The sequence below is a fragment of the Acinetobacter sp. Tol 5 genome (genome assembly GCF_019702905.1).
GTDB classification, from domain to species: Bacteria; Pseudomonadota; Gammaproteobacteria; order Pseudomonadales; family Moraxellaceae; genus Acinetobacter; species Acinetobacter bereziniae.
Genome location: NZ_AP024708.1, coordinates 468,693 through 495,524, shown reverse-complemented (window position 1 = coordinate 495,524; position 26,832 = coordinate 468,693). Strand labels below are relative to the sequence as shown.

At 38.6% G+C, this 26,832-nt stretch carries 25 protein-coding genes and 4 tRNA genes; 17 read left to right on the top strand and 12 right to left on the bottom strand.

Translation table 11 applies throughout. The features are described from left to right. Window positions 1-53: 53 nt before the first annotated feature. Both TOL5_RS02330 and TOL5_RS02325 read left to right on the top strand, forming a co-directional pair. On the top strand, window positions 54-509 hold the full coding sequence (locus TOL5_RS02330) for a thiol-disulfide oxidoreductase DCC family protein (RefSeq protein ID WP_151779018.1): 456 nt from the start codon (window positions 54-56) through the stop codon (window positions 507-509). Then, window positions 487-885: a DoxX-like family protein gene (locus tag TOL5_RS02325; protein WP_042087430.1), complete on the top strand. Its 399-nt coding sequence runs from the start codon at window positions 487-489 to the stop codon at window positions 883-885. Before TOL5_RS02330 ends, TOL5_RS02325 begins: the two co-directional genes overlap by 23 nt. A gap of 2 nt (window positions 886-887) precedes the next feature. Here the strand turns inward: TOL5_RS02325 and TOL5_RS02320 are convergent, their stop codons facing one another. The 4 genes from TOL5_RS02320 to TOL5_RS02305 form a co-directional block, all read right to left on the bottom strand. Continuing rightward, window positions 888-1,538: a hypothetical protein gene (locus TOL5_RS02320; RefSeq protein ID WP_121775753.1), complete on the bottom strand. Its 651-nt coding sequence runs from the start codon at window positions 1,536-1,538 to the stop codon at window positions 888-890. A gap of 67 nt (window positions 1,539-1,605) precedes the next feature. Beyond that, window positions 1,606-2,124, bottom strand: coding sequence for a hypothetical protein (locus TOL5_RS02315; RefSeq protein ID WP_009586173.1), 519 nt, complete (start codon window positions 2,122-2,124; stop codon window positions 1,606-1,608). Window positions 2,125-2,148: 24 nt separating this feature from the next. Beyond that, window positions 2,149-3,279 carry an MBL fold metallo-hydrolase gene (locus tag TOL5_RS02310; protein WP_004826549.1) on the bottom strand — a complete coding sequence of 377 codons (1,131 nt, stop codon included), beginning with the start codon at window positions 3,277-3,279 and terminating at the stop codon, window positions 2,149-2,151. Between the two features lie 2 nt (window positions 3,280-3,281). Then, window positions 3,282-4,220 (bottom strand): cation diffusion facilitator family transporter, encoded by a 939-nt coding sequence (locus TOL5_RS02305; protein WP_121775752.1) that lies wholly within the window; start codon window positions 4,218-4,220, stop codon window positions 3,282-3,284. A gap of 128 nt (window positions 4,221-4,348) precedes the next feature. Here TOL5_RS02305 and TOL5_RS02300 point away from each other — a divergent pair, with 128 nt between their 5' ends. From TOL5_RS02300 to TOL5_RS02290, 3 genes are all read left to right on the top strand, one after another. After that, on the top strand, window positions 4,349-4,798 hold the full coding sequence (locus TOL5_RS02300; protein ID WP_005035550.1) for a GNAT family N-acetyltransferase: 450 nt from the start codon (window positions 4,349-4,351) through the stop codon (window positions 4,796-4,798). A gap of 291 nt (window positions 4,799-5,089) precedes the next feature. Further along, the gene (hcaR, locus tag TOL5_RS02295; RefSeq protein ID WP_100886031.1) at window positions 5,090-5,995 is read left to right on the top strand and encodes a DNA-binding transcriptional regulator HcaR; all 906 of its coding nucleotides are present in this window, start codon (window positions 5,090-5,092) and stop codon (window positions 5,993-5,995) included. 290 nt (window positions 5,996-6,285) lie between these two features. Beyond that, complete coding sequence (locus tag TOL5_RS02290) at window positions 6,286-6,963, top strand: DUF1345 domain-containing protein (RefSeq protein ID WP_009586086.1); 678 nt, start codon at window positions 6,286-6,288, stop codon at window positions 6,961-6,963. 156 nt (window positions 6,964-7,119) lie between these two features. Here the strand turns inward: TOL5_RS02290 and TOL5_RS02285 are convergent, their stop codons facing one another. The 4 genes from TOL5_RS02285 to TOL5_RS02270 all read right to left on the bottom strand — a co-directional run bounded on the left by TOL5_RS02285 (window position 7,120) and on the right by TOL5_RS02270 (window position 10,368). After that, window positions 7,120-7,725, bottom strand: a complete 606-nt coding sequence (locus TOL5_RS02285; RefSeq protein ID WP_042088481.1) for a glutathione S-transferase family protein — start codon at window positions 7,723-7,725, stop codon at window positions 7,120-7,122. A gap of 48 nt (window positions 7,726-7,773) precedes the next feature. Beyond that, the gene (locus tag TOL5_RS02280) at window positions 7,774-8,484 is read right to left on the bottom strand and encodes a helix-turn-helix transcriptional regulator (RefSeq protein ID WP_009586092.1); all 711 of its coding nucleotides are present in this window, start codon (window positions 8,482-8,484) and stop codon (window positions 7,774-7,776) included. Between the two features lie 77 nt (window positions 8,485-8,561). Beyond that, window positions 8,562-9,230 carry an HAD-IA family hydrolase gene (locus TOL5_RS02275; RefSeq protein WP_042088484.1) on the bottom strand — a complete coding sequence of 223 codons (669 nt, stop codon included), beginning with the start codon at window positions 9,228-9,230 and terminating at the stop codon, window positions 8,562-8,564. A 199-nt stretch (window positions 9,231-9,429) separates the two neighbouring features. Beyond that, window positions 9,430-10,368 (bottom strand): RluA family pseudouridine synthase, encoded by a 939-nt coding sequence (locus TOL5_RS02270; RefSeq protein ID WP_046760427.1) that lies wholly within the window; start codon window positions 10,366-10,368, stop codon window positions 9,430-9,432. 767 nt (window positions 10,369-11,135) lie between these two features. On the opposite strand from TOL5_RS02270, the gene TOL5_RS02265 reads away from it, so the two are divergent. The 6 genes from TOL5_RS02265 (at window position 11,136) to TOL5_RS02240 (ending at window position 17,489) form a co-directional block, all read left to right on the top strand. After that, on the top strand, window positions 11,136-14,543 hold the full coding sequence (locus TOL5_RS02265; protein ID WP_121775751.1) for an Rne/Rng family ribonuclease: 3,408 nt from the start codon (window positions 11,136-11,138) through the stop codon (window positions 14,541-14,543). Between the two features lie 331 nt (window positions 14,544-14,874). Next, the gene (locus TOL5_RS02260; protein ID WP_121775750.1) at window positions 14,875-16,716 is read left to right on the top strand and encodes a long-chain-acyl-CoA synthetase; all 1,842 of its coding nucleotides are present in this window, start codon (window positions 14,875-14,877) and stop codon (window positions 16,714-16,716) included. 130 nt (window positions 16,717-16,846) lie between these two features. Further along, window positions 16,847-16,922 (top strand) — tRNA-Lys (locus TOL5_RS02255). Window positions 16,923-17,010: 88 nt separating this feature from the next. Next, window positions 17,011-17,086, top strand: a tRNA-Lys gene (locus TOL5_RS02250). Window positions 17,087-17,176: 90 nt separating this feature from the next. Continuing rightward, a tRNA-Lys gene (locus TOL5_RS02245) sits at window positions 17,177-17,252 on the top strand. A gap of 161 nt (window positions 17,253-17,413) precedes the next feature. Then, window positions 17,414-17,489: transfer RNA gene (locus tag TOL5_RS02240), tRNA-Lys, on the top strand. 23 nt (window positions 17,490-17,512) lie between these two features. Here the strand turns inward: TOL5_RS02240 and TOL5_RS02235 are convergent. Then, window positions 17,513-18,175, bottom strand: coding sequence for a hypothetical protein (locus tag TOL5_RS02235; protein ID WP_121775757.1), 663 nt, complete (start codon window positions 18,173-18,175; stop codon window positions 17,513-17,515). Between the two features lie 346 nt (window positions 18,176-18,521). On the opposite strand from TOL5_RS02235, the gene TOL5_RS02230 reads away from it, so the two are divergent. Next, window positions 18,522-18,782, top strand: coding sequence for a PspC domain-containing protein (locus TOL5_RS02230; RefSeq protein WP_005035529.1), 261 nt, complete (start codon window positions 18,522-18,524; stop codon window positions 18,780-18,782). Between the two features lie 82 nt (window positions 18,783-18,864). Here the strand turns inward: TOL5_RS02230 and TOL5_RS02225 are convergent, their stop codons facing one another. Together TOL5_RS02225 and TOL5_RS02220 are read right to left on the bottom strand one after the other, a co-directional pair. Continuing rightward, window positions 18,865-19,965, bottom strand: a complete 1,101-nt coding sequence (locus TOL5_RS02225; protein ID WP_005035527.1) for an HPP family protein — start codon at window positions 19,963-19,965, stop codon at window positions 18,865-18,867. Window positions 19,966-20,086: 121 nt separating this feature from the next. Further along, complete coding sequence (locus TOL5_RS02220; RefSeq protein ID WP_373866529.1) at window positions 20,087-20,503, bottom strand: lysozyme inhibitor LprI family protein; 417 nt, start codon at window positions 20,501-20,503, stop codon at window positions 20,087-20,089. Window positions 20,504-20,617: 114 nt separating this feature from the next. On the opposite strand from TOL5_RS02220, the gene TOL5_RS02215 reads away from it, so the two are divergent. Further along, window positions 20,618-20,980, top strand: coding sequence for a hypothetical protein (locus TOL5_RS02215; protein ID WP_227544181.1), 363 nt, complete (start codon window positions 20,618-20,620; stop codon window positions 20,978-20,980). Here TOL5_RS02215 and TOL5_RS02210 read toward each other — a convergent pair. After that, the gene (locus TOL5_RS02210; RefSeq protein WP_121775747.1) at window positions 20,949-22,427 is read right to left on the bottom strand and encodes an FAD-binding oxidoreductase; all 1,479 of its coding nucleotides are present in this window, start codon (window positions 22,425-22,427) and stop codon (window positions 20,949-20,951) included. The two genes, TOL5_RS02215 and TOL5_RS02210, sit on opposite strands and share 32 nt — an antisense overlap. A gap of 262 nt (window positions 22,428-22,689) precedes the next feature. Here TOL5_RS02210 and TOL5_RS02205 point away from each other — a divergent pair, with 262 nt between their 5' ends. From TOL5_RS02205 to TOL5_RS02190, 4 genes are all read left to right on the top strand, one after another. Further along, entirely contained in the window at window positions 22,690-23,082 is a 393-nt protein-coding gene (locus TOL5_RS02205; RefSeq protein WP_199934993.1) for a hypothetical protein, read from the top strand. A 106-nt stretch (window positions 23,083-23,188) separates the two neighbouring features. Next, window positions 23,189-24,166, top strand: coding sequence for a glycine--tRNA ligase subunit alpha (gene glyQ, locus TOL5_RS02200; protein ID WP_004826512.1), 978 nt, complete (start codon window positions 23,189-23,191; stop codon window positions 24,164-24,166). Beyond that, complete coding sequence (glyS, locus tag TOL5_RS02195) at window positions 24,166-26,235, top strand: glycine--tRNA ligase subunit beta (RefSeq protein WP_121775745.1); 2,070 nt, start codon at window positions 24,166-24,168, stop codon at window positions 26,233-26,235. Before glyQ ends, glyS begins: the two co-directional genes overlap by 1 nt. A 2-nt stretch (window positions 26,236-26,237) precedes the next feature. Beyond that, entirely contained in the window at window positions 26,238-26,831 is a 594-nt protein-coding gene (locus tag TOL5_RS02190) for a DUF6036 family nucleotidyltransferase (RefSeq protein WP_121775744.1), read from the top strand. The last annotated feature ends 1 nt before the right edge of the window (window position 26,832 follow it).

Here is a 26,832-nt window from a genome sequence, read left to right as displayed (position 1 = left end):
TATTGTCCATAAATCAATTATATTGAAAAAAAGCTCCCATCTAGAGTGAAAGCATGCAACAGAAAATTGAAGAGATCATTCAACAATATGACATTATCTTATTCGATGAAATTTGTGTGTTGTGCAATGCTTGGGCAAAATTTTTAATTCACTATGACACTCAAGCAAGATTTAAGTTGGCTTCCGTTCAATCTTCACTGGGTCAAGCCATTTTAAACTACTATCAAATGCCCACTGAACACTTTGACACTATGTTGGTGATTAAAAATGGACAAGCAAGCCGTGAATCTACAGCATTTTTAAAAGTCATTGAAGAACTAGGCTTTCCTTTTTCTGGATTAAAAATTGGTTATTTAATTCCAAAGTTTATCCGAAACTTTGTGTATCGCCGAATCGCTTTAAATCGCTATCGCCTATTTGGTACTACAGATCAATGCCTATTCATTTCTTCACATCATCAACACCATTTTTTGGAACATGTTGTTTATGAATCCACTTCAAGCAATTAGCCATGCCTTATTGAGTATCCAAATCACTTTAGCTGTATTATGGATTTATCAAGGCTTGGTGCCTAAAGTCATATATAAGGTCATTGAAGAACAGCAGTTTTGGGAATTTACAGGGATTCAATTCCTGAACATTCCAAGCTTAATTCAACTCTCTGGCGTTGGAGAAATCATATTTGGCATATTGTTTTTAATTTTTAGACAATCAAAGGTACTACATTATTTAAATATCATGGCAATGCTGTTCTTTATCGTTGTGGTTGCAGTTGTTTATCCACACTATTTTGTTCAGGGTTTTAATCCCTTTATCATGAATACAGCTATGGCTGCACTATCGATTGTTGCATTACAGCTTTTGGACACTGCTAAACATTCGTAAATTTACATACGGGCATTGTTGCCAAACTGTTCTTTCCATCCTTGAGTTTCACGAGCAATTTGTTTCGCCAATCTGGTTTTTACTTCTTTAATTAGCAAAGCCCGTTCCTGTCCATGAACAAAACGCCCTTTATATTGGGTTTGCATAGTTTGAACATAATCATTCAATATACGTTGCTGTTGCTTGGTTTTTGGTGGGTGATGTAGAAATTGCAGATAGCCTTCGTCAGGATTTATCTTTAATGGATCATCCATGACATCTTCAACGTAAAGTAACGCACTTACTAGTTTAACATTTCCCTTTGCATCTACAGTATAAGTTTGTTTACGGACGCCATAGGGATAACTCCATATCCCCTGTCGATCCGCGGCAGCCCAATAACTATAAAAAATAATCTGATTATCTTTGACTGCATAATCACCTACTTCGATTTGAGTGATACTACAGTCGCCAGATGTTGCATATAGGGTATGCGTTAAAAGTTTTTTGCCATGCCGATAAAGTTCAATATCATTGCTTATAAAGCCGACATCATCTTGATTTGAGGCACTTTTTAACTCAAAAACAGTTTGATTAATCTTTATATTTTGATTCTCTGCAAAAGCAGTGCTAGATAATGCTAGTGATAACAGGAAACATTGAATTTTATTCATTGTTCAGCTCCCTCTTTTTTTAATCAGGCATAAATATTATGTTCTAATTAAGTTCATCCATTTTAATTTATAAACATAACTTTTCTAAAACTGGAAGCAATTCACCTGCCTGATCAAAAGGTTGTGTTTGACGATAATGCTCTACTCTTTTGACCCGTTTATAATCCTGATCATCTCGACTCTTAAATTGTTCCAGTCGAGTAAATGTCCGATCTTTACATAATAATTGATAATAATTAATTGTATATTGTTTTTTCGGATTTACACTTTTCACCCAAGCTTGGATAAGTTGATTACCATCAGATATGGTGGTGATACTTTCAAAAAATTGGGTATCTGCATGCTGGTGAATTAATTTCCATTCATCCCCTGTGTCTAAATCGTATTTTTCATGAAGAGGCTTAATCCGTTCAGAATCATCAGATGATGAACTCTCAGATGTTGCCATCGTCAACTGTTCTGCAACAGCACACAGCTCATCTGAAACACAATCTGTTGCATCAGTTGCTGCAACTGTTACAGGTTTTGCCACAACCGAAGTGAATGTCAAACTCAACAACAGTGTACTTAAAGCTATTTTTATCATTTTTATCTCAACCATTGATATAAGTTAGACCACCAATTTACGTCCTTCACGAATGCAATAGAATGGATTCACCATTTTAGATGAATTCTTCATGGCCTTTTGTAAATCAAGTTCAGGCTGATCACGATTTTCATCAGTCAATTGGAAAGTACGGTAATGTATCGCCAAAGAGCGTTTAGCTTGTAAATCTAAATGTGCCTGAAATGCATCTTGTGGATTCATGTGCATATATTTCATCAACGCGCGCGGTTCATATGCACCAATAGGCAATAGTGCAATACGTGGTGCACCTAAACGCTTTTGAATTTCTTTAAAATGTGGTCCATAGCCTGTATCGCCTGCAAAAAAGAAATGACCATGCTCAGACACGACCGAGAATCCACCCCACAAAGCAATATTTTGATCACGTAAACCACGACCAGAACCATGTTGTGCTGGCGTATAAACGATTTTTAAGTTTTTAAAAAGTGCAGATTGCCACCAATCCATTTCAATCACATGAAATTCTTTAGGTAAATAACTGGCATTGCCTAAACCCGTGTAGATCGGCATCGCAAATTTGTTATGCAACCATCTCAATGTTGCTAAGTCCATATGGTCATAGTGATTATGACTCAATAAAACAGCATGAATTTCTGGAAGTTGTTCTAAAGCAATTCCTGCAGGAATAACGCGTTTTGGACCACGACCATGTTTTGGACTGACATAATCTGCCCAAACAGGATCAGTTAAGAAATTATAAGGACCTATTTGTACCAACACCGTGGCATGACTCACAAACCAGACTTGCCAATCGTGATCATCGACTTCTTGGCGATTTTGTGGAAGTAGCCGCTTAGTTGCATAAAACTCTGCTGCTTCTTTTTGAGTGTCTACATTCCAAGTATAGGATTTACGTGTTCCCAGCCACTTCATAAGATCCCAACGGCTACGACCTTGTGGTTTACGTACTTCATTAAAGAAACGTTCGCCATTGTGTTGCTTAGAACCAATTACACTAAATACAGGTTTATACCAGGTGTGTGACAAACAATTTTCAGTATCAATTCGATAATGCAATTGCTGTATATGCTCAGATTGAATTGTCTTTTCTTGCATTGTATGGTCTTGTACCGTTTTATCATCCAAACGGACGATTGGCTCTTGTTTCGACATGATTACTCTAAACGCCCTTTCATTCTTTCAAGCCAAACTTGCTGTGTTTGTGGCTTGACAAATAATGCCACGATTTCGGGATGAATACTTTTAATCTTTACTTCAATTCGGTTGACACATGCTTCAATCTCATCAGAAGTTAAACCATCTTTAAACTCTAAGCTTAATGATGCAATCACCTGATGAGCACCCATTTGTTCAGTCAATACACCATTTGCTGAATATACGGCAGGATCTTCCTGAGCAACTTCTAATACATTATGACGCAGTTTTGGATCAGCAGTTTCACCCATCAGTAGTCCTTTCGTCTCTCTGGCTAAAAGTAAAGCAGAGATTGCAAGAACCACACCGATCAATATTGAAGCAATACCATCCAGTATAGGTAAATCAAACTGTTGTGCGCATAATATACCAACAAAGGCAATGATCAAGCCGATCAATGCTGCAGAATCCTCAAAAAGCACTGTAAATGTCGTAGGATCTTTACTGCGGCGGAAACTTTCAAAATAGCCCATTTTCCCTTTCATTTTCTTAAAGCTTTTTAAGGCAATAAACCACGAAGTTCCTTCACACAGCATTGCAAATCCAAGTACAACATAATTCACCAAAGGTGATTCTATAACTTCTGGATGACGAATATGTTGAATACCCTGATAAATTGAAACCATTGCACCCAATGCAAAAACCAACAATGCAACAATAAATGCCCAAAAATACAACTCTCGACCATAGCCAAAAGGATGTTGATAATTTGCAGGTTGCTGAGATTTCTTTAAGCCATACAATAATAAAATTTCATTGAGTGTATCGACTACAGAATGAACAGCCTCACTCAACATAGCAGAACTATTGGTGATATAAGCGGCGATGAACTTTACCAAAGCAATTGCTAAATTGCCCAAAAGTGCTGCATATACAACAATTTTGTTGGAATCTGACATTTATTGTCCTGCTTTTTATCATCAAATACATCAATTTGATTTTTATACCTATCCTGCCTCATATTAACCAAACAACTTGTGATTTATTTTTATTTTTTGTTGCTTTTCACAATTGAGTGAATCTTTTTATGCAATCTGATTTAACCCCTATTCTAATGACTCATTCAAAGCACCACCCACAATTATTAGAAATTTGGGAGGCATCTGTACGTGCAACACATGATTTTTTAAATGAACAACATATTCTGCAAATTAAAGAATTAATCATTCAGCACCATTACTTTGACCATGTAAAATTGTTTCATGTGGAACGCGAACAGCAAATTGCAGGTTTTATGGGGCTAGCTTATAAAAAAATTGAAATGCTATTTGTAAACCCTATTTTTTTTGATCAAGGTATTGGCTCACTGTTGATTCAAAAAGCTTTTGAATTAGGTGCGGATGAAGTGGATGTCAATGAACAAAATACTCGCGCTTTAGAGTTTTATCTTAAACATAATTTTCAACAAATGGCGCGCTCTGAACTTGATGCGGAAGGTAATCCCTTTCCAATTTTGCATTTGAAACTGAAAAAGTAATCAAGACGATAAAGCCTGTATACCGTATGAGATAAATCTAGATCATCTCATACGGTAATAAGCTCAAAAAGTTGTAGTTAAAAGAATAATGATTAAATATTGAATTGCTGTTCATTAATATATTTTAAGAATTATTTAAAAGAGGATTTTCTATATTGAAATACCTATGGGTTTTAATAATCCATTTATTTTCTAAATACTATAACCATCTTCACCTGATCATTGTTTATCGATTATACTCTTGCAAAATCTTAATAAGACTTTTTTTGGATTATTCTTTGGACGAGTTATATGGAATTACGACACCTAAGATACTTCATTACTGTGGCTGAAGAGCTGAACTTCAGTAAAGCAGCATTGAGGCTTTATACTGCACAGCCCTCACTCAGCCAACAAATCAAAGATCTTGAAGAAGATGTCGGTGTCAAACTATTGCATCGAACCAAACGGAAAGTCGAACTGACAGAAGAAGGTGCTGTTTTTCTTGAGCAAGCACGTCTCACCTTGGCACAAGCAGATAAGGCTGTTGCCATGGCTCGACAAGTTTCTAAGGCAAAACAACAATTACTACGCATAGGTTTTGTACCTGTTGCTGAAATGAAAGTCTTCCCTTATGTGTTGCCCAATCTCAGAGTTCAAAACCCTGATTTAAAGATTGAGCTACTCAGCTTAGACAATCACGAACAAATACGTGCCATCAAAAAAGGTGATTTGGATATCAGCTTTACTCGGCATAATTTTCATAATGATACAATCGAAAGTAAATTTGTATTGCGTGAACCACTCATTTTTATTTTGCCTAAAGACCATCCACTGGCACAATACGAGCGTATTCCAGTAAAAGCACTCAATGGCGTTGATTTTGTGATTCCTGCGGAAGAGCCATCAGGTACATTACACAATTCTATTTTAGACTTTGCGAAGCAGCATCATATTGAATTTAATGTTGTGCAAAAAGTAGACAATATTTTATCTCATATCAATTCTGTGGGTATGGGGCTCGGTTGTAGTATTGTGCCTGGCTATATCGCTCCATTGGCAATGAGTAATACCATCATTCGTCCATTAGATGTTGAACTTCCTTATTTAGACTTATATGTCAGCTATAAGAAACTTACCCACGCTGTTGCAGTACAAAAATTTATGGCTTTACTGACAAAAACGTTCCATCTTGATATCAACCGTATAGACAGTTAAATGTTGCTATGGGATAAAATCATGCTGTATTTACATGATTCATCGCACAGAGTGCTTAAGACATTCTCATGCTCACAAACAGCGAAACTTATTCATCTTTGAAAGCAACAAATACACTTGAATAAGTTACTTTCAATCTCATATATTTCTCATTTTAGAGAAAAATATCCTCCAAAGTGTTAGAAGCTTTTCACTTTCTTTAATCAAGAACGACAACATAAGTCTCATCATCTGATGCTATTTCAGTTAAGATATTTCTGAATAATCATAACAATGATAGTAAAGGCTGAATGATTGTGGCGATATCGACATTTCATCATATTCGTACAGGGATTCAATCTCGTCCCTATTTTTTTATTACTTTTCTTATCACTTTTGTGGTTTATGCTGTATTGGGGCTAAGTACAGATTGGGCATGGTCAACCAAATTGTTATTCGGTTGGAATATCGCAATCATGATCTATCTAGTACTGACCATGAAGACTTTATGGGCAACCCATCAAACCCACATTCTCAAGCGAGCCCAACAACAGGATGCCAGTAAGTGGATTATTTTACTTTTGGTCATCTTTGCTTTAGTGATGTGCTTCATTGCAATTGTGGTTGAACTCTCACATATGCCCAGCAATACAATGTTTAAATTTGGGCATTTGAGCTTGGCGATATTGACCATTATTTTCGCATGGTTATTTATGCATACTGTGTTTGCCATTCATTATGCACATGATTTTTATTTGGCTGTGGCAAAGCATCAAGATGGCGGATTGGATTTTCCCAAAACACCTGAACCAACCTATCCTGAATTTCTATATTTTAGTTATGTGATCGGTACTTCTGCACAAACCGCTGATGTATCCATTACTTCTCGCTCAATGCGTGTCTTAAATATTTTACATATCCTTTTGGCCTATGGCTTTAACACTACAATTTTGGCGATATGTATTAACGTTGCCGCAGGTTTTATCTAAATACTGAATAGCGACATGAATTCGAATCAATGTCATCGTAAAACTGTTGAAAACTCATACCGTAAAATATAATTTCTCATTTGTCGGCGACACCTCAACTTTCCGAGACAATGATGCAAAACCAGTCTAATTCCTGATTTTGCATGGTCTTGAAAGTTACTCTGCAAAAAGTGTTTGAGGATTTTTTAAGTTTTTGCGACTTTTGACTGCATCAAGATATTTTTCAATTGCTGGATGACTTTCAATCTGTGCCATCTTTAATTGCCAAAATAGCATCGAGCCCACAAAAACATCCGCTGCGGTAAATTGCTCACCACAAAGATAGGGTTGAGCTTGTTCCAAGCCTTGAATTAAAGCCGTATAAGTATCCTGAAAATTCCCATACCCGATATACATTTTTTGGTCATCAGAAATTTCAACTTTTAATGCGCGATCTGAATTGGCTGCATCCCACGGACCAGCAGCAAAGAGTAACCAACGGTAATATAAGCCACGTTTTGGATCATCTAATGCAGGTGCAAGACCTTGATCAAAAAATTTATCTGCCAAATAAGCACAAATTGCCGCCATTTCATAAATCACAATATCGCCATCAACCAAAGTTGGCACTTTCCCAAATGGATTAATTTTTAGATAAGATTCTGATTTCATTTCAGTATGATACGCCAACTCAATTTTTTCAAATTCAGCACCAAGTTCAATTAGTAGCCATTCAATCACAAGACCTCTAGATTGTGCGTTGGTATATAGTTTTAAGCCCATTTTTTCCATTCCTTTATTGTGGTCCTTTAACTATAGTCATGGGCTGTGTCAGTTTTTGTCAGGAGCGTTTGTGTTTGATTTCCTTTCTTGCTCTTTTTGCCACCATGCCTGAAAAAGATGACGTTTAAATTCAGGATAGACTGTTTCTGACACATGCATTTTTTGAATGCGATCTAAACGAAAATTTCGAAAGTCTTCGCGCAATTCACACCACGCAGCCAAAAGCATTTTGTCATTAAAATAGCCCAACACAAATGGCCAAAGTACTCGTGTAGAAATATTCTGTTTTTCATCTAAATAATCGACTTCAATTTTGACTTGATAGCGGATTGCCAAACGCACCTGTTCTACAGTTTTTTCATCAACAGCCAACCAGTGATTGATAGAACGAAGCATGGTTTCATTAATTAATTCCTGTTTATTTTTTGGAAGCACTGCATTGAGCTTCGTTAAGACGGAATGTGAGGCACTTTTCAATGCGGGATCTGGCACAGATTTTAACCAATGCAGTGCCAAAAACACTGCTTCAACTTCTGTTTCATCCAGACTCATCGGGGGAAGCAAAAAGTTTTCTTTGAGCTGAAAACCTAAACCTGCACTGCCTTCGATATGAACACCTTGATCTCGTAAACTTTCAATATCCCGATAAACGCTCCTAACACTGATTTCTAAATGCTCGGCTAAATGGCGTGCAGTAATCGGATAACGTTGTTCCCGTAAATGTTGGAGTAAAGTGAGTAATCGTATTGAGCGGCTCATAAAAAATTTTCTTGTAATGTTTTTTGCTTTTGAGTAAAGAACGTTGTTTGCCATATACAAACAACGTAAAGAGACATTTAAGCGACTTCAGAAGTATTGATTTGCGTCTTTAAAAATTGATGTAAAACAGTCACATTATTGGCAATCATCAAGGGATTAAATGTTTTCAGTACCTCAACACTATGCACACCATAACTCACACCCACACGCGGCATTGCAATTTTTTGCGCCATTTCCAGATCATATGAGGTATCCCCCACCATAATCGCCTGTGTAGCATCCATCCCCGTGTAATTTAAAATTTCAGTCAACATCAAAGGATCTGGCTTAGATTTAGTCTCATTGGCTGCGCGCGTGACTTCAAATAATTCAAGACTTTGTGTTTGAGCTAAAACTCGATCTAGACCACGACGGCTTTTCCCTGTTGCAACAGCCAATTTAATATTCTGATTTTTTAAATCGTACAACATCTCAGAGACGCCAGCGAACCACTGATCATCTTTAGAGTGTTCAACATAATGATCGCCATAACACTTCAAAATATCTGCATGCAATGCAGGAACTTGAGGAAATAGCACTTGTGCCACTTCAGGCAACCCTAAACCAATAATGCTTTTAGCTGCTTCAGGCGTTAAGGGTTGATCATAGACTTTTGCAGCAAATAATAAACTTTCAACAATTTGCCCAACTGAATCAAATAATGTTCCATCCCAGTCAAAGACAATCAGTTCTACAGGCTTTTGCATGAATTACTTCCAATATGTGTTCCGTTGATTGGGTCTTTACATTCCCGATAAAGATTACCGTATCACAGACCAAGAGAGGTGATATTGATTTATTTTCATCCTTGACAGGTTAAAGGCATCACTTATTTTAAACATGTGGAAATTTCATCATCAAATTTCCACATGTTATAAAGCAAAAGAATAGGATCGTTTGATCCAATTAATCTTTCTTTTGTGCTCTTAGCTGTGCAACCAAACTCTGCATATCTTCGGGTAAAGGCGCGTCAATCACAGGATAACCCGGAATTTCCAAGCGCATCGCATGCAAACATAAGCGACGTGGATTTGGTCCGCGATATTCTGTCTCATGACCATATTTTTCATCCCCAACCAGAGGATGACCAATACTTAATCCATGCACACGAATTTGATGGGTACGCCCTGAAAGAGGTGACGCATAGACCAAAGTGGCATGCATAAAACGTTCAGCAACATTCCACTGCGTCTTAGATTCTTTACCATCTTTTGACACACGTACACGACGTTCGCCATTAGATAACTCATAACGCAATAATGGTTGGTCAATAAGTTGACGATCCAGACTGACCTGCCCTTTCACGATTGCGGCATAAGTTTTTTGAATCTTATGCTCCCGCAGCAAGTCTTGTAGTGTTTTTAATGTACTGCGTTTTTTACTGACCATGACCAAACCAGAAGTATCACGGTCGATACGGTGAATCAGCTCTAAATATTTTTTGCCTGTTGCTGCACGCAAGCCTTCAATCAAACCATACGCTACGCCACTCCCCCCATGTACAGCAATTCCAGAAGGTTTATTGACCACCATCAATCCTTCATCTTCATAAATTACACGGCTGAGTAAACTCTGTGCGACTTTATCAGACACAGGAGCATCCGTTTCATCTTTCTGTTCAAATCGAATGGGAGCAACACGGATTTGATCACCAATTGCCAATTTAGTTTCAGCCTTAATACGCTTTTTATTGACGCGTACTTGCCCTTCACGAATTAAGCGATAGATCCGACTTTTTGGCACACCTTTAAGACGCGTAAACAAGAAATTATCTATGCGTTGACCTTCTTGATGCTCGTCCACTTCAAACCAAGTGACACTTTGCCATTGTTGCGTAGAATTCATACAGTTACGTGATCCAATAAAAAACTAAAATTTGATTAAAAACTGATCATTTAGACTATACTTTTCATACAAAATAAGTGTATAGCCCATAGGCAGATGATTCAAGGTTTGCTATAGTCAGCGCACGGATACCACCGTAAGTGAAGTTTATTATGTTCCTTTCACCCATTGAAAATGGAATATAAAAGGTAAACCTCACGACAGATGCGGAAAGGTCCCAAAAGAATATGCCGACGCCGAAGGCTTTATTATATCGGCAAAAAGACAAACTGTTGCGTTTAATTGTACTTAAAGTACAGAAATCGGTTTGTTTAAAAATATATGTCGCCAACCCAGACGTTGGTTTTTAAACATAAACTGATACACATCAGACAAGTCGCTTTAGAGTGTTTTTCAGGACATAAGTGTTTGAGGCATTGGAACTGCACAATTTGTAAAGATACGATGATCATTCCGTATCAAGACGCTCTCACCAAAGTTGAGAGACTCTTCGAGCAATGTGATAGTGAAAGACGAACAAATCAGTCATCCAATGCACCACTTTGAGTACCAGTGAAAGCCTCAAAACTTTAATTGTGCAAAGATTAAAGAAGTATTGCAGCATCAATACAGGTATCAAAAGCCCAAGCTTGCTCAAAACAAGTGGGTTCATTACTGAAATCATATAGATGTACTGATGGTTTGAGTTTTGATCCAATATTCAGATGTTCGCTTCACTTAAACAGATAGCGAGTTGTTGGTGTGAATCACTATTAGGTGTTACACCCATGAAACGTATGTTGATTAATGCAACACATGCAGAAGAAGTTCGCGTTGCACTCATCACTGGTCACCGTCTTTATGATTTCGACTTAGAAAATCGTACCCGTGAGCAAAAGAAAGCCAATATTTATAAAGGGCATGTCACTCGCGTAGAACCCTCTTTAGAAGCTGTATTTGTAGAATATGGTGCAGGTCGTCAAGGTTTCTTGTCGATGCGCGAAATAGCCAATACATACTACAAAGCAGACCCTCGTCAAACTTCAAATATTCGTGAGTTGATCACAGAAGGTACTGAACTTTTAGTTCAAGTTGAAAAAGAAGAACGTGGCAATAAAGGTGCTGCGCTTTCGACGTATATTTCACTTGCTGGTCGCTATTTGGTGCTTATGCCAAATAATCCAAAAGGTGGCGGTATCAGTCGTCAAATTTCTGGATCAGTTCGTGAAGAATTGAAAGAAATGTTGGCATCATTGAACACTCCACGTGGTATGAGTGTCATTGTACGTACTGCGGGGATTGGTCGCTCACAAGAAGAACTACAACTCGACTTACAACATTTATTGGACCTTTGGGCGCAAATTCAAAACTCAGCGAACTCTGGTCCATCACCAATGTTGGTTCACCAAGAAGCAGGTGTGGTAACACGTGCAATTCGTGATTACTTACGTGATGACGTAGCAGAAATTTTAATTGATTCAGAGCAAGCATATAACGAAGCCTATAACTTTGTTAAAGCAGTAATGCCAAATCAATTGGATAAACTCAAAACCTATACCTTGAATGAACCATTGTTTGCTCACTTTGGTATTGAAAGCCAAATTCAAACGGCTTATGAACGTGAAGTCAAACTTCCTTCAGGTGGTTCGATTGTCATTGACCAAACTGAAGCATTGGTTTCAATTGATATCAACTCAGCAAAATCAACACGTGGTCACGACGTAGAAGAAACTGCGTTAAGCACCAACTTAGAAGCTGCGGAAGAAATTGCGCGCCAATTACGTTTACGTGATATCGGTGGTTTGGTTGTAATCGACTTTATTGATATGACTAAAGAACGTAATCAACGTATGGTTGAAGCCAAACTTCGTGAAGCAACACAAAGTGATCGTGCACGTATCCAGTTCGGTCAATTGTCACGTTTTGGTTTGATGGAAATGAGCCGTCAACGTTTACGTCCTTCATTGGAAGAAGCAACAGGTTATGTCTGCCCACGCTGTCACGGTACAGGTATGGTACGTGACTTACGCTCACTGTCTCTTTCAATCATGCGTAAGGTTGAAGAAATCGCGCTTCGTGAGCGTCATGGTGAAGTTCAAGTTGAAGTGCCTGTTGAAATTGCGGCATTCTTATTAAATGAGAAACGTCACAGCCTAGTTTACTTAGAGCAAACCTCAAATGTACGCGTGACTGTACTCCCTCACCCGCATTTAGAAACACCACATTACGAAATTTCGTATAACCCAGAAGGCTTTGCGCCAACAAGCTATGAGCGTACAGAAGCAACACGTTCAAGTGAAAAAGAATTGGGTTACCAATCTTCTGAATGGCATTTGGAAGAAGAACAGACTCAGCAAAATACAGCACCTGTTCAAGCTCAAAACAATAAGCAAAATAGAAAGCAACAACCTGCTCAAGCTCAAAAAGCGGTACAAGCACAAATTGCTCAAACATCATCAAGCCCATGCGCTTGGTTAGAAAACTTGTTTGTACAAAAACAAGCTGCAACCATTGATCAATCACGTACTGCAAATAATGCAGCAGCAGCAATTGAGCAAATGATTAATGGTGGTGCTGTCAGCCGTGGTCAGTTTGGTCAAATCAATCAGCATGCTTCAACAGCGATTGAAGCTCAGATTGTTCCTGAAACAAATGCTTATCTTTCACATACACCTGTTCAAAAGTCAGAACCGCGTGAATATGAAAAGCATGTTGAGAAAGAAGAAAAATCTCAACGCAACAATAAAAACAAAAATCGCAATAAGCATAAAGAGTCTCGTGAACAAGCGAATGATCAGCATCAAGTGATCGAAGAAGTTGTTCAAGTGACTCGTCAAGAGCAACGCCAAGAACAGCGTCAAGAGCAACGTGATCAACGTCGCCAACAAAAACAACAGCGTTCACAACACGATCAACAGGCTGATAGCAACAATGAGCAAGCTGTTCCACGTCGTGATCGCAATCATCAACAACGCCCAAATCGCCCAAATCGCCATCGCGACAGCAGCGTATTTAATGATGAGCAACAATCAGCGCCTCACAACGCGCCTGTAGAGTTAGCTCAAACTCAAGAGAAACAACCAAAAGTTGAAATTATTGATGCACCACAACATGCGTCAATGACAACTGCATTGGTGGTCAATCTTGATCAGGCTCAAAGCGAAATTGTTGCGTTGACACCACAACAAGCCACAGTACCTGCAAAAGCGAAGAAACATGATCGTCATGAAAAAGGCGAAACTGTCGCAAAAGCACCTCGCCCTGTTGAAACTCAACCTGTGGCGAAGCCTGTTGAAGAAAATCAGCATGCACAGGCTGAACCAGAGCTCAGTATTGAAAAAGCTGAAGTACAGCAACCTGTTCAACGTGCGAGCAATGATCCTCGTCAAAAACGTCGTCAACAGCGTGAAGCAGCACAAGCAAAAGCAGCAACACCAAAGATCAGACCTTCACAAGTACCGACATTAAACCAGTACTCAGTTGGTTCTTTGATTCGCCATGTCTATGGTGATGATTGTGCGGTATTGATTGAACAATTTGGTCTAATTCCAACATTCAATCGTGCATTGCTTAAGTTCACAGAAGAGTATTCTGCAACCTTAACGGTTCAAGAAACTGCTGAACCTGCGAAGCAACCTGTGACACGTGATGTTGCTGTTACAAAAGCAGCACCAGAAGCACAACCTGCTGAAGTGTTAGACTTAACTCCACCAAAACCTGAAAATGACCGTCGTGTAGCCAATGACCCTCGCGAACGTCGTCGTTTAGCAAAACAGGCTGCGGTACAAGCAAAGCAAGAGCATCAGGCTGAACTTGAGCAAAATCAAGAACAAGTACAACCTGTAACGCCAGCTGAAGCTAAAGCAGAAGACACAGCAACTGTAGATGTTTCTGCACCGAAAGCTGTTGAAGAAAAAGCACCAACAGAAAATACTGTAGAAACCCCAGTAGCGCCTGTTGCAGCTAAAACAGCTACAGCAACTGAAACAGTAGCAGCAAAACCGTCTAAAAGCGCAACAGCTGCGACAGAGAAAGCACAAAAAGCACAGCAAGCTTTGGCTTTAGATACAACAGCAACTTCTGATGAGGCAGAAACATCTAAGACAGATGTTGCAGCAACAGAAGAAAAGCCTGCTCGCCCTCGTCGCCCTCGTGGACGTCCACCGAAAAAAGCGACACCACCTGCTGCGGAGTAATTCAGCAAGTTTGCTTAAAATATAGCGATTAAAGGAAACCTAGTCATTTCGATGGCTAGGTTTTTTTGCTATTTTGAATAGATTTTAAAGACATTTGTCAGATTAGGTTGATTGCACTAGTCTTAAACGATTAAAAAGACAAATGTCTAAACGATAAGGTGGTTTTTATTTCCAATTTGATTCTCGAATCTGGAACTAAGAATAATATCTACTGATCATGTATACATGTTTACTCAAATGCAGACATGACATAAAAGTTGATGTGTACCTTATGCAGATCAATGACACACTAAGAAATTGTATCGGATTACGAAAAAAAAATAGGATTGATATGAGTCAAACAACACAGACCGATCTCATCGGATTTGCTGATGTAGCCGAGCGCTTACCACAGCTCATCAATAAGCTTCCAAATATCCTGACTGGACTTAAACAAGCTTATATCAGAACGCCCAACACACCTGCTGGGCTAGGTCTAGCTTTTGAGCGTGCGGTCAAACGTAATCCATATGGAGATGCGTTATTATTTGAAAACCAACGCTACAGTTATAAAGAACTGAATGCTTGGGCAAATCAAATTGCACATTTCTATCTTTCTCTTGGTATAAAAAAAGGCGATGTGATCACTGTGATGATCGAGAATCGTCCAGAGTTGATTGCAACAGTGATCGCTTTAGCAAAAATTGGCGTAACCTCTGCACTTGTGAACACTTCACAAACAGGCAAAGTACTCACACACAGTGTCAACCTCGTTAATCCTGTGGCAATTGTTGTGGGAGAGGAATGTCGTGTTGCTGTGGATGAAGTTCGTCAAGATTTAAACATCGCTTCAGATCGCCTACACTGGTTTGCAGATCAAGACACTTTAAAAGAACCAGGTAGTGCACCACAAGGCTATGTCAATCTTGCACAGCAAATTGATGCATTCCCTAAATTTAATCCTGCAACAACCCACAATGTTAAAGGTAAAGATGGATTATTTTATATCTATACCTCTGGAACAACCGGATTACCTAAAGCGGTTATATTCACCAACAGTCGTTGGACACTTGCTTATGGAACCTATGGTCACATCCTAAATTTAGGTGAAGATGACGTAATGTACTGTACTTTACCGCTCTACCATGCAACAGGCATGGTGGTATGTTGGTGTGGCGTCATTGCAGGTGGTTCGGCTTTGGCAATTCGACGTAAATTTTCAACCTCTGCATTTTGGTCAGATGTGAAAAAATTTAACGCATCTGCAATTGGGTACGTAGGAGAACTTTGTCGCTATCTTATGGATGCAGCCCCATCCGAACTTGATCATTCACACCGCGTTACCAAAATGATCGGTAATGGCATGCGTCCAAATATCTGGAACAAGTTTAAACAGCGTTTTGGCGTAGAAGAAATTCTTGAACTGTACGCTTCAAGTGAAGGCAATGTGGGGTTCAGCAATATCTTCAATTTTGATAATACTGTTGGGTTTTCACCTACTCCTTATGCGATTGTACAGTTTGATAAAGAAAGTAACGAAGCAGTACGTGATGCAGATGGCTACTGCCAAAAAGTCAAAAAAGGTGAAGTGGGCTTACTGATTGGTAAAATTACCAAACGTTCTCCTTTTGATGGCTATACAGACCCCGAAAAAAACAAATCCGTGATCATGAAAGATGTCTTTAAAAAGGGCGATGCTTATTTCATTACAGGTGATTTGGTTCGTGATATCGGTTTCCGTCATGCTCAATTTGTTGATCGTCTGGGAGATACCTTCCGTTGGAAAGGCGAAAATGTATCTACCACTGAAGTTGAAAATATCTGTAGCGACTATCCCAAGATTACAGAAGCAGTGGTTTACGGCGTTGAGATTCCAAATACCAATGGTCGTGCAGGTATGGCAGCAATTACCTTACATGAAGGCGAACAGCTGACAGAACAAGATTTAAGCCAGATGGTTACAGATTTTAAAAAGAACTTACCTGCTTATGCAGTTCCAGTTTTTTTACGTATTCAACAGATTGTAGAAACGACTGGAACATTTAAATATCAGAAGAATAAATTGAAGGAACAGGCTTTTAATCCTGAAAAAACTTCTGATCGTTTACTGGTTTTATTGCCAAGTGCGACAGCATATTGTGATGTCACAGCTGAAGTTTATGCCAATATCGAAGCTTATAAATACCGTTTCTAGAAATAAAAGCCCTGTTTTCAGGGCTTTTTTAATTGATTTTGTGTTATTTATAACCGAACGTTGCAAACTTTCTTAATTTTTACTTGCGCTCTATCAATATCTTGCTAAAATACGCTCCATCAAAACAAAAGGGTCGTTAGCTCAGCTGGTAGAGCAGCGGACTTTTAATCCGTTGGTCCCGCGTTCGAATCGCGGACGACCCACCACTTATTGTTTTGACCTGTATGGATATCGAATGAAAATTACTGATTTTCATGTCGCTTTAAGTAAAGTTTTACTTTACATCCTAACTCAGGGTCGTTAGCTCAGCTGGTAGAGCAGCGGACTTTTAATCCGTTGGTCCCGCGTTCGAATCGCGGACGACCCACCATCTATATGTTTCAATCTGAACATGGATACCGAATGAAAATCTAGATTTTCATTGATTCGGATAAAGTGATACTTTATACATCCTGACTCAGGGTCGTTAGCTCAGCTGGTAGAGCAGCGGACTTTTAATCCGTTGGTCCCGCGTTCGAATCGCGGACGACCCACCATTCTTTCTTCGGGCTTCTTTCTGTACTGTTTAAGTACTATACTAGAAATGAAACCTGCAAATATTCCGACCTAGACAAAACATCATCTTTTTTGATGCTTCGCCGTTCTCGAAATTTTGCTTGATCTTTTACTTTTGTTTAAACACTTTTAGACAAGTATTGGGTTGTTAGCTCAGTTGGTAGAGCAGTAGACTCTTAATCTATTGGTCGTGGGTTCGACCCCCACACAACCCACCAAATTTAAAAACGATCTATCTGTTTTAATTCTCAAATCGCTTTAAGACATACGCTTTCATTGGCGCTGTATGGTGTTGAGCAAAATACAAACGGTTCTCTTCAGTTCCATTAAGAATTTTATCAATGTCCATCACCAAATTATTTTTCTCATCCACTTTATAAAAAAATTGAATTCCTTCGATTCGATTTACAATGATTTCATGCTGCGCGTCATCATAAATCCATGTATTTTTTTGATAACTTCGATTTGATTTTACATCACTATTTTCATTGCTTATTTTGCCCATATATACAAATGTACGGTGCGCTGTTCCATCTGCGAGTAAGTTGATAATAAACTCTGCACTGCCCTGTTCACACTTGGCAAATGGATCATCACAGCTGATTTGCACATGATAGCGTCCAACAAACTCTTCAGCTTTGGATGGTAAGGTTTCACGCTGCGGTGCAAAACCTTTAATCTCTGCCATTGCAGGTAAGGTCGCCTGCCCCGCAACTTCACTCAACTTCTTGCCATCGCTGGCAGGTACAGCTTGTGTTGCTTCCTGCAAAGCAATCTCACTAGATGAATTCTGTGAATCAGAAGATCCCTGCTGCTTACTGTTCGATTTTGAAGAATCACAAGCACTCAATAGGCTACAGATGCCTATACCTAAAATTCCAAGGAAGCTTGTTTTATGAACCATCAAATGCATAAATCCCAATAACCCAAATATACTGAGTAAAAAAACATGTCAAACATTCATCTACATGCGCATATAGTATTGCGTTGTACCACTTCTCGAAATCTTCACGGTATTTTTTTTACAAAAGTATAAAAAACACTTTTTTTTCAACCCGTCAGCACTTGCTTTACGTCCGCTTTTTTACAGTATTTTGAATAATTTAAGAAACATTGTTACACAGTATTAACAATTTTTATCGGCACTTTACTTGAAGAATTGTGTCAGAACTCCATTATTAAAAGTACAGAGATTGTTCTTATAGTGCTAAAGCATGATCTGTGACAGATAACTTTCTAAGGAGATTTAAATGACCAATTCTGGTTTATATCGTTCAAGCCGACATAATATGATCGCCGGTGTTATGGGCGGTATTGCTGAACGTTTTGGTTGGAATGTGACTTTGCTGCGCATCATTTTCGTGATTGTTTCATGTATGAGTGCTGCATTCCCAGGTATTCTGGTCTATCTAATTCTTTGGTTACTGATGCCTAAACAGAATTTACGTTTGAATGATCATCAAGGTTATCAGCGTCCCGTACGTACCATTTATGAAGAGAAAACCCATTAATTAACATTCTTTTAAACACTTTTCCCTTTTCTGCTACAACAGTTCCCCCAAACTGTTGTAGCTTTTTTTATTCAACATCACTTTATTTTTGATGATTTAACTGTTGTTGCAATGCGGCGATCATATCTGCGCGACTGATAATCCCTACCAATTTCTGATTTTCAATCACAGGAATGTAGTTAAAAGACCGTTCCACAAAATATGGCACAAGATCTTGAATCGGCTGTGTTGGTTGTACAGTTACGACCTGTCGATTCATAATTTGTTTGACAAAGTGCTCCCATGAGGCTCGTGGATCAGCCGCTCGTTTAAACCATTCCACAATTTCATACAGCGCCAATGTACCCACCAATTCATGTGCGGCATTGACCACAGGTAAACTCATTAAATTTACCCGTTTGAATTTGTCCAAAGCTTGGTGAATATCGTCCTGCTCGTCTAAACGAATCACATCTTTACTCATAATATCCTGACAAAGAAACTCATGAACTGCACGTGCATTGGCTTTCTCTTGTGCTTCTAAAATGATTTTTTGTAAATCATATTCACTAATGTCTAAAAGCTGAGTTTGATACTCTAAGACCTCTTGAATATCTTGGGGTTGGATGGTGACCTTCTGTGTTGGTGTTGGGTCTTTAGATCGAACATTGAGCTGTGCACTTTGGGGATATTGTTTGCCTAGCATTCTATTAAAAATAATTGCGATAGCCAACAAAAATACAGAGTTGATCAACACGGGATAGAAAATAAAATGATAGCCCAGTTGATGTACTGAATCACCGCCCAATACCGCAGTAATTGCCACAGCTCCACTTGGCGGATGCAATGAATCGGTGCTCATCATTAAGAAGATCGACAATGCAACGGCTATACTAAATGCTTCCGTTGGATTGGAAATCAAGAGTGCACATGTCACACCAATCAGACCAGCAATGGTATTTCCAACCACCATATTCCATGGTTGTGCCAGAGGACTTGCAGGCACTGCGAATAGCAATACAGAGGATGCTCCCATCGGTGCGATATACCATGCGTTAAAGCCGCCTAATACATACCAACAGATCAGTGAAGATATCGCCAAGCCTAAAAGTGCGCCTAAGCCACAAAGTAACCGATCTTTTAGGGGTAACACTTTAAAATTGGGTTTTAAGGTATTTAACCATTCAAGTTGCGTATGAAACACGACGATCCTGCACTTTTGCACTGTTGAAGTGCGAATTATACGTTGTTGTGATTATAAGATGTATTTATTATCCATCTTAGCTGTATAAATTTTTCTACTATATTTCTCACACAGTGATTTTTTATCGTGTATATTCAGTTAACTGCTCTAATCTTTTGCCATATTCTTGCATAGGGCAAAATTCATACATCGGTGAACCAATATAACGCCCTGCGTTTTGACACTCCTGATCAACATAGGCTTTCCATAAGCGTTGAGATTTCATCAGGTCCGTATAAGGTTCTTGTTGATTGTCTTTTTGACTTTGTTTTTTAATCTGATCCAACACTTTAACAATTTCTTTTTCATAGAATGCTTTGCCTTGATGACTACATATTTCTACAACAGCATTATTAATATTGCCCAATCCAAGTTCTTCTATGGTTTGATCAACACATTTATTGTATACATCTATCTGTACATTTTGATTTTCCGCATATAGCAAAGTGGAAAAAATCACAGTAGAAAAAATAATCATTTTTAGGCATGCTTTCATTATTTAATCTCTTTTGTTGTTTTGATCATGGTTCAATATAGCAATAAATCTATTTTAAAAGCTTTATTTTTAGCGCCGAGTATTAGCTTAATCCTATTAATCACTTTTTTTCTTTTCATGAATCATCAATATGATGTGCAGTCGTTACTGACCGTATTCGGCATTAGCTTAATGATTTATTTGATTTACTGTGTGATCGTCATTCCAATTGCATATGCACTTTCTTTATGGCTTGCACATAAATATTGGCTCAATTTTTTCAGTATTTTCGCGGGTTCATTATTGATGTGGCTAATTGTTACTATGATTGGTTATTTGGTTTTTACGGGCGCGTTCCCAACGCCCATCTGGAAATTATTCAGTGACTGGTTTTTCTATGCAATTGCAATATTTTCAGGTTGCTGTTATTGGGCATTTTTACAAGTATTTTCCTCTCAACCACACTCTGTTAGCGATAATGTAGATAGAACTGATTACTAAAAAGCTCATCAGGATCATATTTTTTCTTCAAACTGAAAAATGCATCTGCCTGTGGGTATGCCAGTCGCATCTGGTCAGGACGAATATGTAAACGATAAGGTAAATAATATGTGCCATGATTTTTCAGAACAATATCGACCAATTGCCGTGTCAGTTGTTGCATATCCTGTTCCTGCTGTGGTGTTTTCTTCTGGTTGAATAAAAAAACCAAACCAAAAACGTCCTCTCGTGCATAATTCATAAAAGCATCAGGATCATATTCGACTTCTCGAATAGTAATATTGAGTAGGTCGACTTTTTTATGTTTTAAAACAGGCTTTAAATCTTGAACAAACTGTGCCAAGTAGCGTTTTGGAATAAAGTATTCATGTAATAAATCTGTTGAGTTCGGATCTTTATTTTCAATCAATGAGGCATCTTCACTTAGAATTTCATTGCGGCTGAATGTTGCATAAGGCGATATTGAATTAAGACTACTTTCAAGATCCCAACGGAGACGCTTACCATACTCGCTATCTACAGAACCACGAAACACAATACGTTTAGTTTCGGCATTTTTACTTTGTTGTTGTGATAAGGCTAAAGGCTTTTTATCTATTTTTTCAAAATAATTTAAAGTGGCTTGTTCTAAAAAGTGTTTATCTGAGATACGTAACCGTCCATATGCAAACTGCACGTTTGTATCTTCACTCACAATCCGTTGATATTGTTCTAAATAATCCTTTGGTGAAACAGCAATAGAGTGAAATACCAAAGCAACATTGTCTACCACTTTTAATTTTACATCGAGAATTATGCCAAATAATCCATAACCACCGATCACCAATTTGAACAGTTCAGGGTTTTCTCTACGACTACATTCTAATATCTCCCCCTGCGCATTCATCAATGTAAATGATTCAATGCTAGACGAAATTGGAGGCGAATTTTTTTGCCAACCATGTCCATTTACACTTATTGAACCGCCAATAGAAAAATTACTAAAAGATTGCATGACCGCAATTGATTTACCATAACGGTCTAAATAACGGAGTGCCTCTTCCCAAGTTGCACCAGAGCCGATGGTTAAAATATTATTCTTTTCATCAAGACTCATATGGCGATAAGGCAACATATTCAATGCAATACCATCCGGATAGATGGTATGTCCTCCCATACTGTGTTTTGCACCAGCAATTGAGATTTTTAAATGTCTTTCATTGGCATACTGAAGCAATGTTTTTAATTGACTCTGAATTGCCTGTGGTGAGGTTTCAACGTCCACTACACCATGTACTTTAGTTAGATTCAGATGACTAGCATCATCTCGATAGCCTGTTGGAATGTGTTCCATGGCTTGATGTTCATTCATTTTAGTCTTAATTAGATGAATGGATGGAATTGAAATGACACCAATTAAAATAAGTAAAAGGCTTATCCAAAGTTTGTTTCGATATTGTTTTTGCATCTTGATCAATTCTATTAAAAATTATTGTGATTGAAGTTCTGAATTAAAATTTTAGCCTTAAATATAAAACGAAGGTTCAAAAATGTCATGGTAAATATCTTAAAATAATTCATTTATTTAACATGCAATAAAGCCTCATCGTATCCCCCTGATCCATGCTTAATATCTAACACTCAAAAGACAGTCCACAATCCACAAGTTAATAAATTGATTTTTTTTATGTTAATATCAAATATATAATTTAACTTTTTAATTATGAATGATGAACAAAACACCCCTTATAATCACTTTAACTTCTTGTCTTTTTCTTAGCGCCTGCCTTTCATCGAATGAACCTGTAATTTTAGAAACTCAGCAGATTGAAATTGCAAACAACCCTTTAAGCGTACTTGAACTCACACTGATCAAGAAAGGTAAAATCTGTCTATTAAAAACAAAAACAAGTGTAAAGAATACCCCGCCCATTGAAAAAGACTGGGCTTTTTTTAGAGATGGTCTCATTTTAATTTCTGAGAATTCTACCTCTGAAACCGTCATCGATACAGACTCCCCAGATGCAGAAATCGAGGCACATATTCAGGAAATGAAAATAAGAAAAGAGGCCAATCAAATGAAAAATTTGATCTCAAAAGAAAATCTTAAAAAATGCACCTGAACTGATCTGCGATGAGCGTCAATATTTGTAGACTAACCTTTGCCACACCTCCGCAAAATCCTTATACTTAGAACCAATTTTTTCTAATACTTATAGTGGATGCTGCATGAGTCGCGCCATATCGCATATTGATACATTCCAAGGCTTAATTCTTGCCTTACAAAACTACTGGGCTGAACAAGGTTGTGTGGTGTTACAGCCTTACGATATGGAAATGGGTGCAGGGACATTCCACACTGCAACATTCTTACGCGCGCTTGGTCCTGAAACATGGAACGCAGCCTATGTTCAACCATCACGTCGTCCAAAAGACGGGCGTTATGGCGAAAACCCAAACCGTTTACAGCACTATTATCAGTTCCAAGTTGTACTTAAACCGAACCCTGACAATATCCAACAGCTTTACTTAGACTCGTTAAAAGCAATCGGTATTGATACTTTAACCCATGACATTCGTTTTGTTGAAGACAATTGGGAATCTCCAACACTGGGTGCTTGGGGCTTAGGTTGGGAAGTGTGGTTAAACGGGATGGAAGTCACTCAATTTACCTACTTCCAACAAGTAGGTGGTGTTGAATGTTATCCAGTGACTGGTGAAATTACCTATGGACTTGAACGTTTGGCAATGTACCTACAAGGCGTAGATTCTGTCTACGATTTGGTATGGACCAAAGGTCAGTTCGGTACAGTGACGTATGGTGATGTTTTCCATCAAAACGAAGTTGAACAATCGACCTATAACTTTGAATATGCCAACGTTGAAAAAATGTTTGAGCTGTTCGACTTTTACGAAGCTGAAGCAACACGTTTAATGGAAGCTGAGCTTCCACTTCCTGCATATGAACAAGTCATCAAAGCATCACACAGTTTTAACTTGCTTGATGCCCGTGGTGCTATTTCAGTCACTGAACGTCAGCGTTATATCTTACGTGTCCGTACTTTGGCTCGCTCTATTGCGCAAAGCTATGTGGCTGCCCGTGCAAAATTAGGATTTCCAATGGCGGAACCACATTTACGTGATGAAGTATTGGCACAATTAAAGGCGCAAGTTGAAGCAGAAGCAAAAGCTGAGGAGAATAAATAATGTCTAAACATACTGTTTTATTCGAACTTGGCTGTGAAGAGTTACCACCTAAAAGCTTAAAAACGTTACGTGATGCCTTAAAAGCAGAAACAGAAAAAGGGCTAAATGAAGCGGGTTTGGCATTTGAAGCTATTGAAGCTTATGCTGCACCACGTCGTTTGGCCTTGAAGATCGTCAATGTGGATGCTGCTCAAGCAGACACCCAAAAGCGTTTTGATGGTCCTGCTGTTCAAGCGGCTTATGATGCTGAAGGCAAACCAACCAAAGCTTTGGAAGGCTTTATGCGTGGTCAAGGCATTACAGCGGATCAAGTATCAACTTTCCAAGCTGGTAAAGTTGAAAAAGTTTGCTTCCTTAAAGATGTAAAAGGTCAAAGCCTTGACGTTTTACTTCCACAAATTTTACAAACAGCATTGGATAACCTGCCAATTGCTAAACGTATGCGTTCTGCTGCAAGCCGTACCGAATTTGTCCGCCCTGTGAAATGGGTAGTATTGCTGAAAGACGATGCTGTGATTGATGCATCGATTCAAGATCACAAAACCGGCAATGTGACTTATGGTCATCGTTTTCATGCGCCAGAAGCTATTGTATTGGCAAACCCAGATGCGTACTTAGATGTTCTGCGTCAGGCTTATGTTGTTGCTGACTTTGCTGAGCGCCAAACGATCATTGATCAACAAGTCAAGGCTTTGGCAGATGAAGTGAATGCGACTGCGATTGTACCGGCAGATCTTCGTGATGAAGTGACAGCATTGGTGGAATGGCCTGTTGCGCTTCGTGCAAGTTTTGAAGAGCGTTTCCTTGCTGTTCCTCAAGAAGCATTGATCACGACCATGCAAGACAACCAAAAATATTTCTGTTTGGTCAACGCTGACAATAAACTACAACCTTATTTCATTACTGTTTCAAATATTGAGTCTAAAGATCCAACTCAAATTATTGAAGGGAATGAAAAAGTTGTACGTCCACGTTTGTCAGATGCTGAATTCTTCTTCTTGCAAGATCAAAAGCAGCCACTTGCATCACGTAAAGATAAATTAGCCAATATGGTGTTCCAAGCACAGTTAGGAACACTTTGGAATAAGTCTGAGCGTATTGCTAAATTGGCTGTGGCATTATCTGCAATCACAGGTGCAAACCCTGCGGATGCTGAAAAAGCCGCACTGCTTGCTAAATGTGACTTAACGTCTGAATTAGTCGGTGAATTCCCTGAACTGCAAGGGATTGCAGGTACTTATTATGCTCGCATTGAAGGCGAGAATGATGAAGTTGCTGAAGCTTTAGGTGAACAATACCTACCTAAATTTGCAGGCGATGTTCTACCAAAAACCAAAACAGGTACAACGCTTGCGCTTGCTGACCGTTTAGATACCCTCACAGGTATTTTTGGTATTGGTCAAGCGCCAACAGGCTCGAAAGATCCATTTGCATTACGTCGTTCTGCGATTGGTATCTTACGTTTAGTGACTGAAAATAATCTTGATGTTTCGATTGAAGAACTCATCAAGTTAGCTTTGGCTGCTTATGGCGATGTATTGAAAGATCATGCGAAGACTTTAGCCGATGCTGTGGCATTCCTTGAAGGTCGTTATCGTGCTAAGTACGAAGACCAAGGTGTTGCCGTTGATGTGATTCAGGCTGTTCAAGCCCTTTCACCAAAATCACCTTTAGATTTTGATAAGCGTGTTACCGCAGTGAATCATTTCCGTGATTTACCAGAAGCTGCTGCTCTTGCTGCTGCAAATAAACGTGTTGCAAATATCTTGGCGAAAGAAGCTACACCTACTGGTGAGATTATTGAAGCTAAACTGGTAGAAGATGCAGAGAAAGCACTTTATAGCGAGATTCAAAATATCCTTCCTGTTGTTCAGCCGCTTTTAGATGCAAAAGACTACACCACTGCGCTTTCCAAGTTGGCAGCTCTTCGTGCACCAATTGATGCTTTCTTTGAAGGTGTTATGGTCATGGCGGATGATGCCGAGTTAAAAGCAAACCGTTTACGTTTACTTGCTCAGTTGCGAGAATTATTTACAAGCGTTGCGGATATTTCAGTGTTACAGCACTAATTATGGCTATTTATAGTCATTCTCCAATTACACTCGCAATCTTCAAGCTCTTTCAAGAGCTTGAGGATTACATAGCAAAAAATAATCAGAATTTACCTCATGGTGCTATAAAAGCTTATATTTTTGGTGGCTGTGCATTTCATATTCATACCAATGCTCGTGGTAGTAATGATATTGATGCAGAAATTCAGGCAATCCAGCAATTAAAGAAACAAGATATTCTTTTATTTTTAGAAAATAACGACATTGAATATTTAGATCAAAATAATCTTGAAACAAATTTAGAATTCGACCGTAGTTTTAACACCAGCCTTGCATCTGTTGATCCCGATTATGTCGAAAGAGCAATTCCTTTGGTTTCAAATCGTATTGTTGAAGTCTACCTAGTATCAGGTTTAGATTTAGCGATTTCAAAACTTGCTCGTTTATCTGATCGCGATATCCAAGACATCAAGGAATTATATCTCAACAATAAATTTTCTCTTGAATCGTTTAAAAAATCAGCGAATAATGCTGAAATGTACTATGCGACGCCTGAACAATTGTACTCGAATATTCAATATATGGTTTCAATTCTTTCAGAGTTAAGAGGCTAAT

What these genes read in the sequence shown, in the direction of transcription:
- TOL5_RS02330 (WP_151779018.1), top strand. Translation starts at nt 54, where the DNA reads ATGCAACAGAAAATTGAAGAGATCATTCAACAATATGACATTATCTTA.
- TOL5_RS02325 (WP_042087430.1), top strand. Translation starts at nt 487, where the DNA reads ATGAATCCACTTCAAGCAATTAGCCATGCCTTATTGAGTATCCAAATC.
- TOL5_RS02320 (WP_121775753.1), bottom strand. Translation starts at nt 1,538, where the DNA reads ATGAATAAAATTCAATGTTTCCTGTTATCACTAGCATTATCTAGCACT.
- TOL5_RS02315 (WP_009586173.1), bottom strand. Translation starts at nt 2,124, where the DNA reads ATGATAAAAATAGCTTTAAGTACACTGTTGTTGAGTTTGACATTCACT.
- TOL5_RS02310 (WP_004826549.1), bottom strand. Translation starts at nt 3,279, where the DNA reads ATGTCGAAACAAGAGCCAATCGTCCGTTTGGATGATAAAACGGTACAA.
- TOL5_RS02305 (WP_121775752.1), bottom strand. Translation starts at nt 4,220, where the DNA reads ATGTCAGATTCCAACAAAATTGTTGTATATGCAGCACTTTTGGGCAAT.
- TOL5_RS02300 (WP_005035550.1), top strand. Translation starts at nt 4,349, where the DNA reads ATGCAATCTGATTTAACCCCTATTCTAATGACTCATTCAAAGCACCAC.
- hcaR (WP_100886031.1), top strand. Translation starts at nt 5,090, where the DNA reads ATGGAATTACGACACCTAAGATACTTCATTACTGTGGCTGAAGAGCTG.
- TOL5_RS02290 (WP_009586086.1), top strand. Translation starts at nt 6,286, where the DNA reads ATGATTGTGGCGATATCGACATTTCATCATATTCGTACAGGGATTCAA.
- TOL5_RS02285 (WP_042088481.1), bottom strand. Translation starts at nt 7,725, where the DNA reads ATGGGCTTAAAACTATATACCAACGCACAATCTAGAGGTCTTGTGATT.
- TOL5_RS02280 (WP_009586092.1), bottom strand. Translation starts at nt 8,484, where the DNA reads ATGAGCCGCTCAATACGATTACTCACTTTACTCCAACATTTACGGGAA.
- TOL5_RS02275 (WP_042088484.1), bottom strand. Translation starts at nt 9,230, where the DNA reads ATGCAAAAGCCTGTAGAACTGATTGTCTTTGACTGGGATGGAACATTA.
- TOL5_RS02270 (WP_046760427.1), bottom strand. Translation starts at nt 10,368, where the DNA reads ATGAATTCTACGCAACAATGGCAAAGTGTCACTTGGTTTGAAGTGGAC.
- TOL5_RS02265 (WP_121775751.1), top strand. Translation starts at nt 11,136, where the DNA reads ATGAAACGTATGTTGATTAATGCAACACATGCAGAAGAAGTTCGCGTT.
- TOL5_RS02260 (WP_121775750.1), top strand. Translation starts at nt 14,875, where the DNA reads ATGAGTCAAACAACACAGACCGATCTCATCGGATTTGCTGATGTAGCC.
- TOL5_RS02235 (WP_121775757.1), bottom strand. Translation starts at nt 18,175, where the DNA reads ATGGTTCATAAAACAAGCTTCCTTGGAATTTTAGGTATAGGCATCTGT.
- TOL5_RS02230 (WP_005035529.1), top strand. Translation starts at nt 18,522, where the DNA reads ATGACCAATTCTGGTTTATATCGTTCAAGCCGACATAATATGATCGCC.
- TOL5_RS02215 (WP_227544181.1), top strand. Translation starts at nt 20,618, where the DNA reads ATGAATCATCAATATGATGTGCAGTCGTTACTGACCGTATTCGGCATT.
- TOL5_RS02210 (WP_121775747.1), bottom strand. Translation starts at nt 22,427, where the DNA reads ATGCAAAAACAATATCGAAACAAACTTTGGATAAGCCTTTTACTTATT.
- TOL5_RS02205 (WP_199934993.1), top strand. Translation starts at nt 22,690, where the DNA reads ATGAACAAAACACCCCTTATAATCACTTTAACTTCTTGTCTTTTTCTT.
- glyQ (WP_004826512.1), top strand. Translation starts at nt 23,189, where the DNA reads ATGAGTCGCGCCATATCGCATATTGATACATTCCAAGGCTTAATTCTT.
- glyS (WP_121775745.1), top strand. Translation starts at nt 24,166, where the DNA reads ATGTCTAAACATACTGTTTTATTCGAACTTGGCTGTGAAGAGTTACCA.
- TOL5_RS02190 (WP_121775744.1), top strand. Translation starts at nt 26,238, where the DNA reads ATGGCTATTTATAGTCATTCTCCAATTACACTCGCAATCTTCAAGCTC.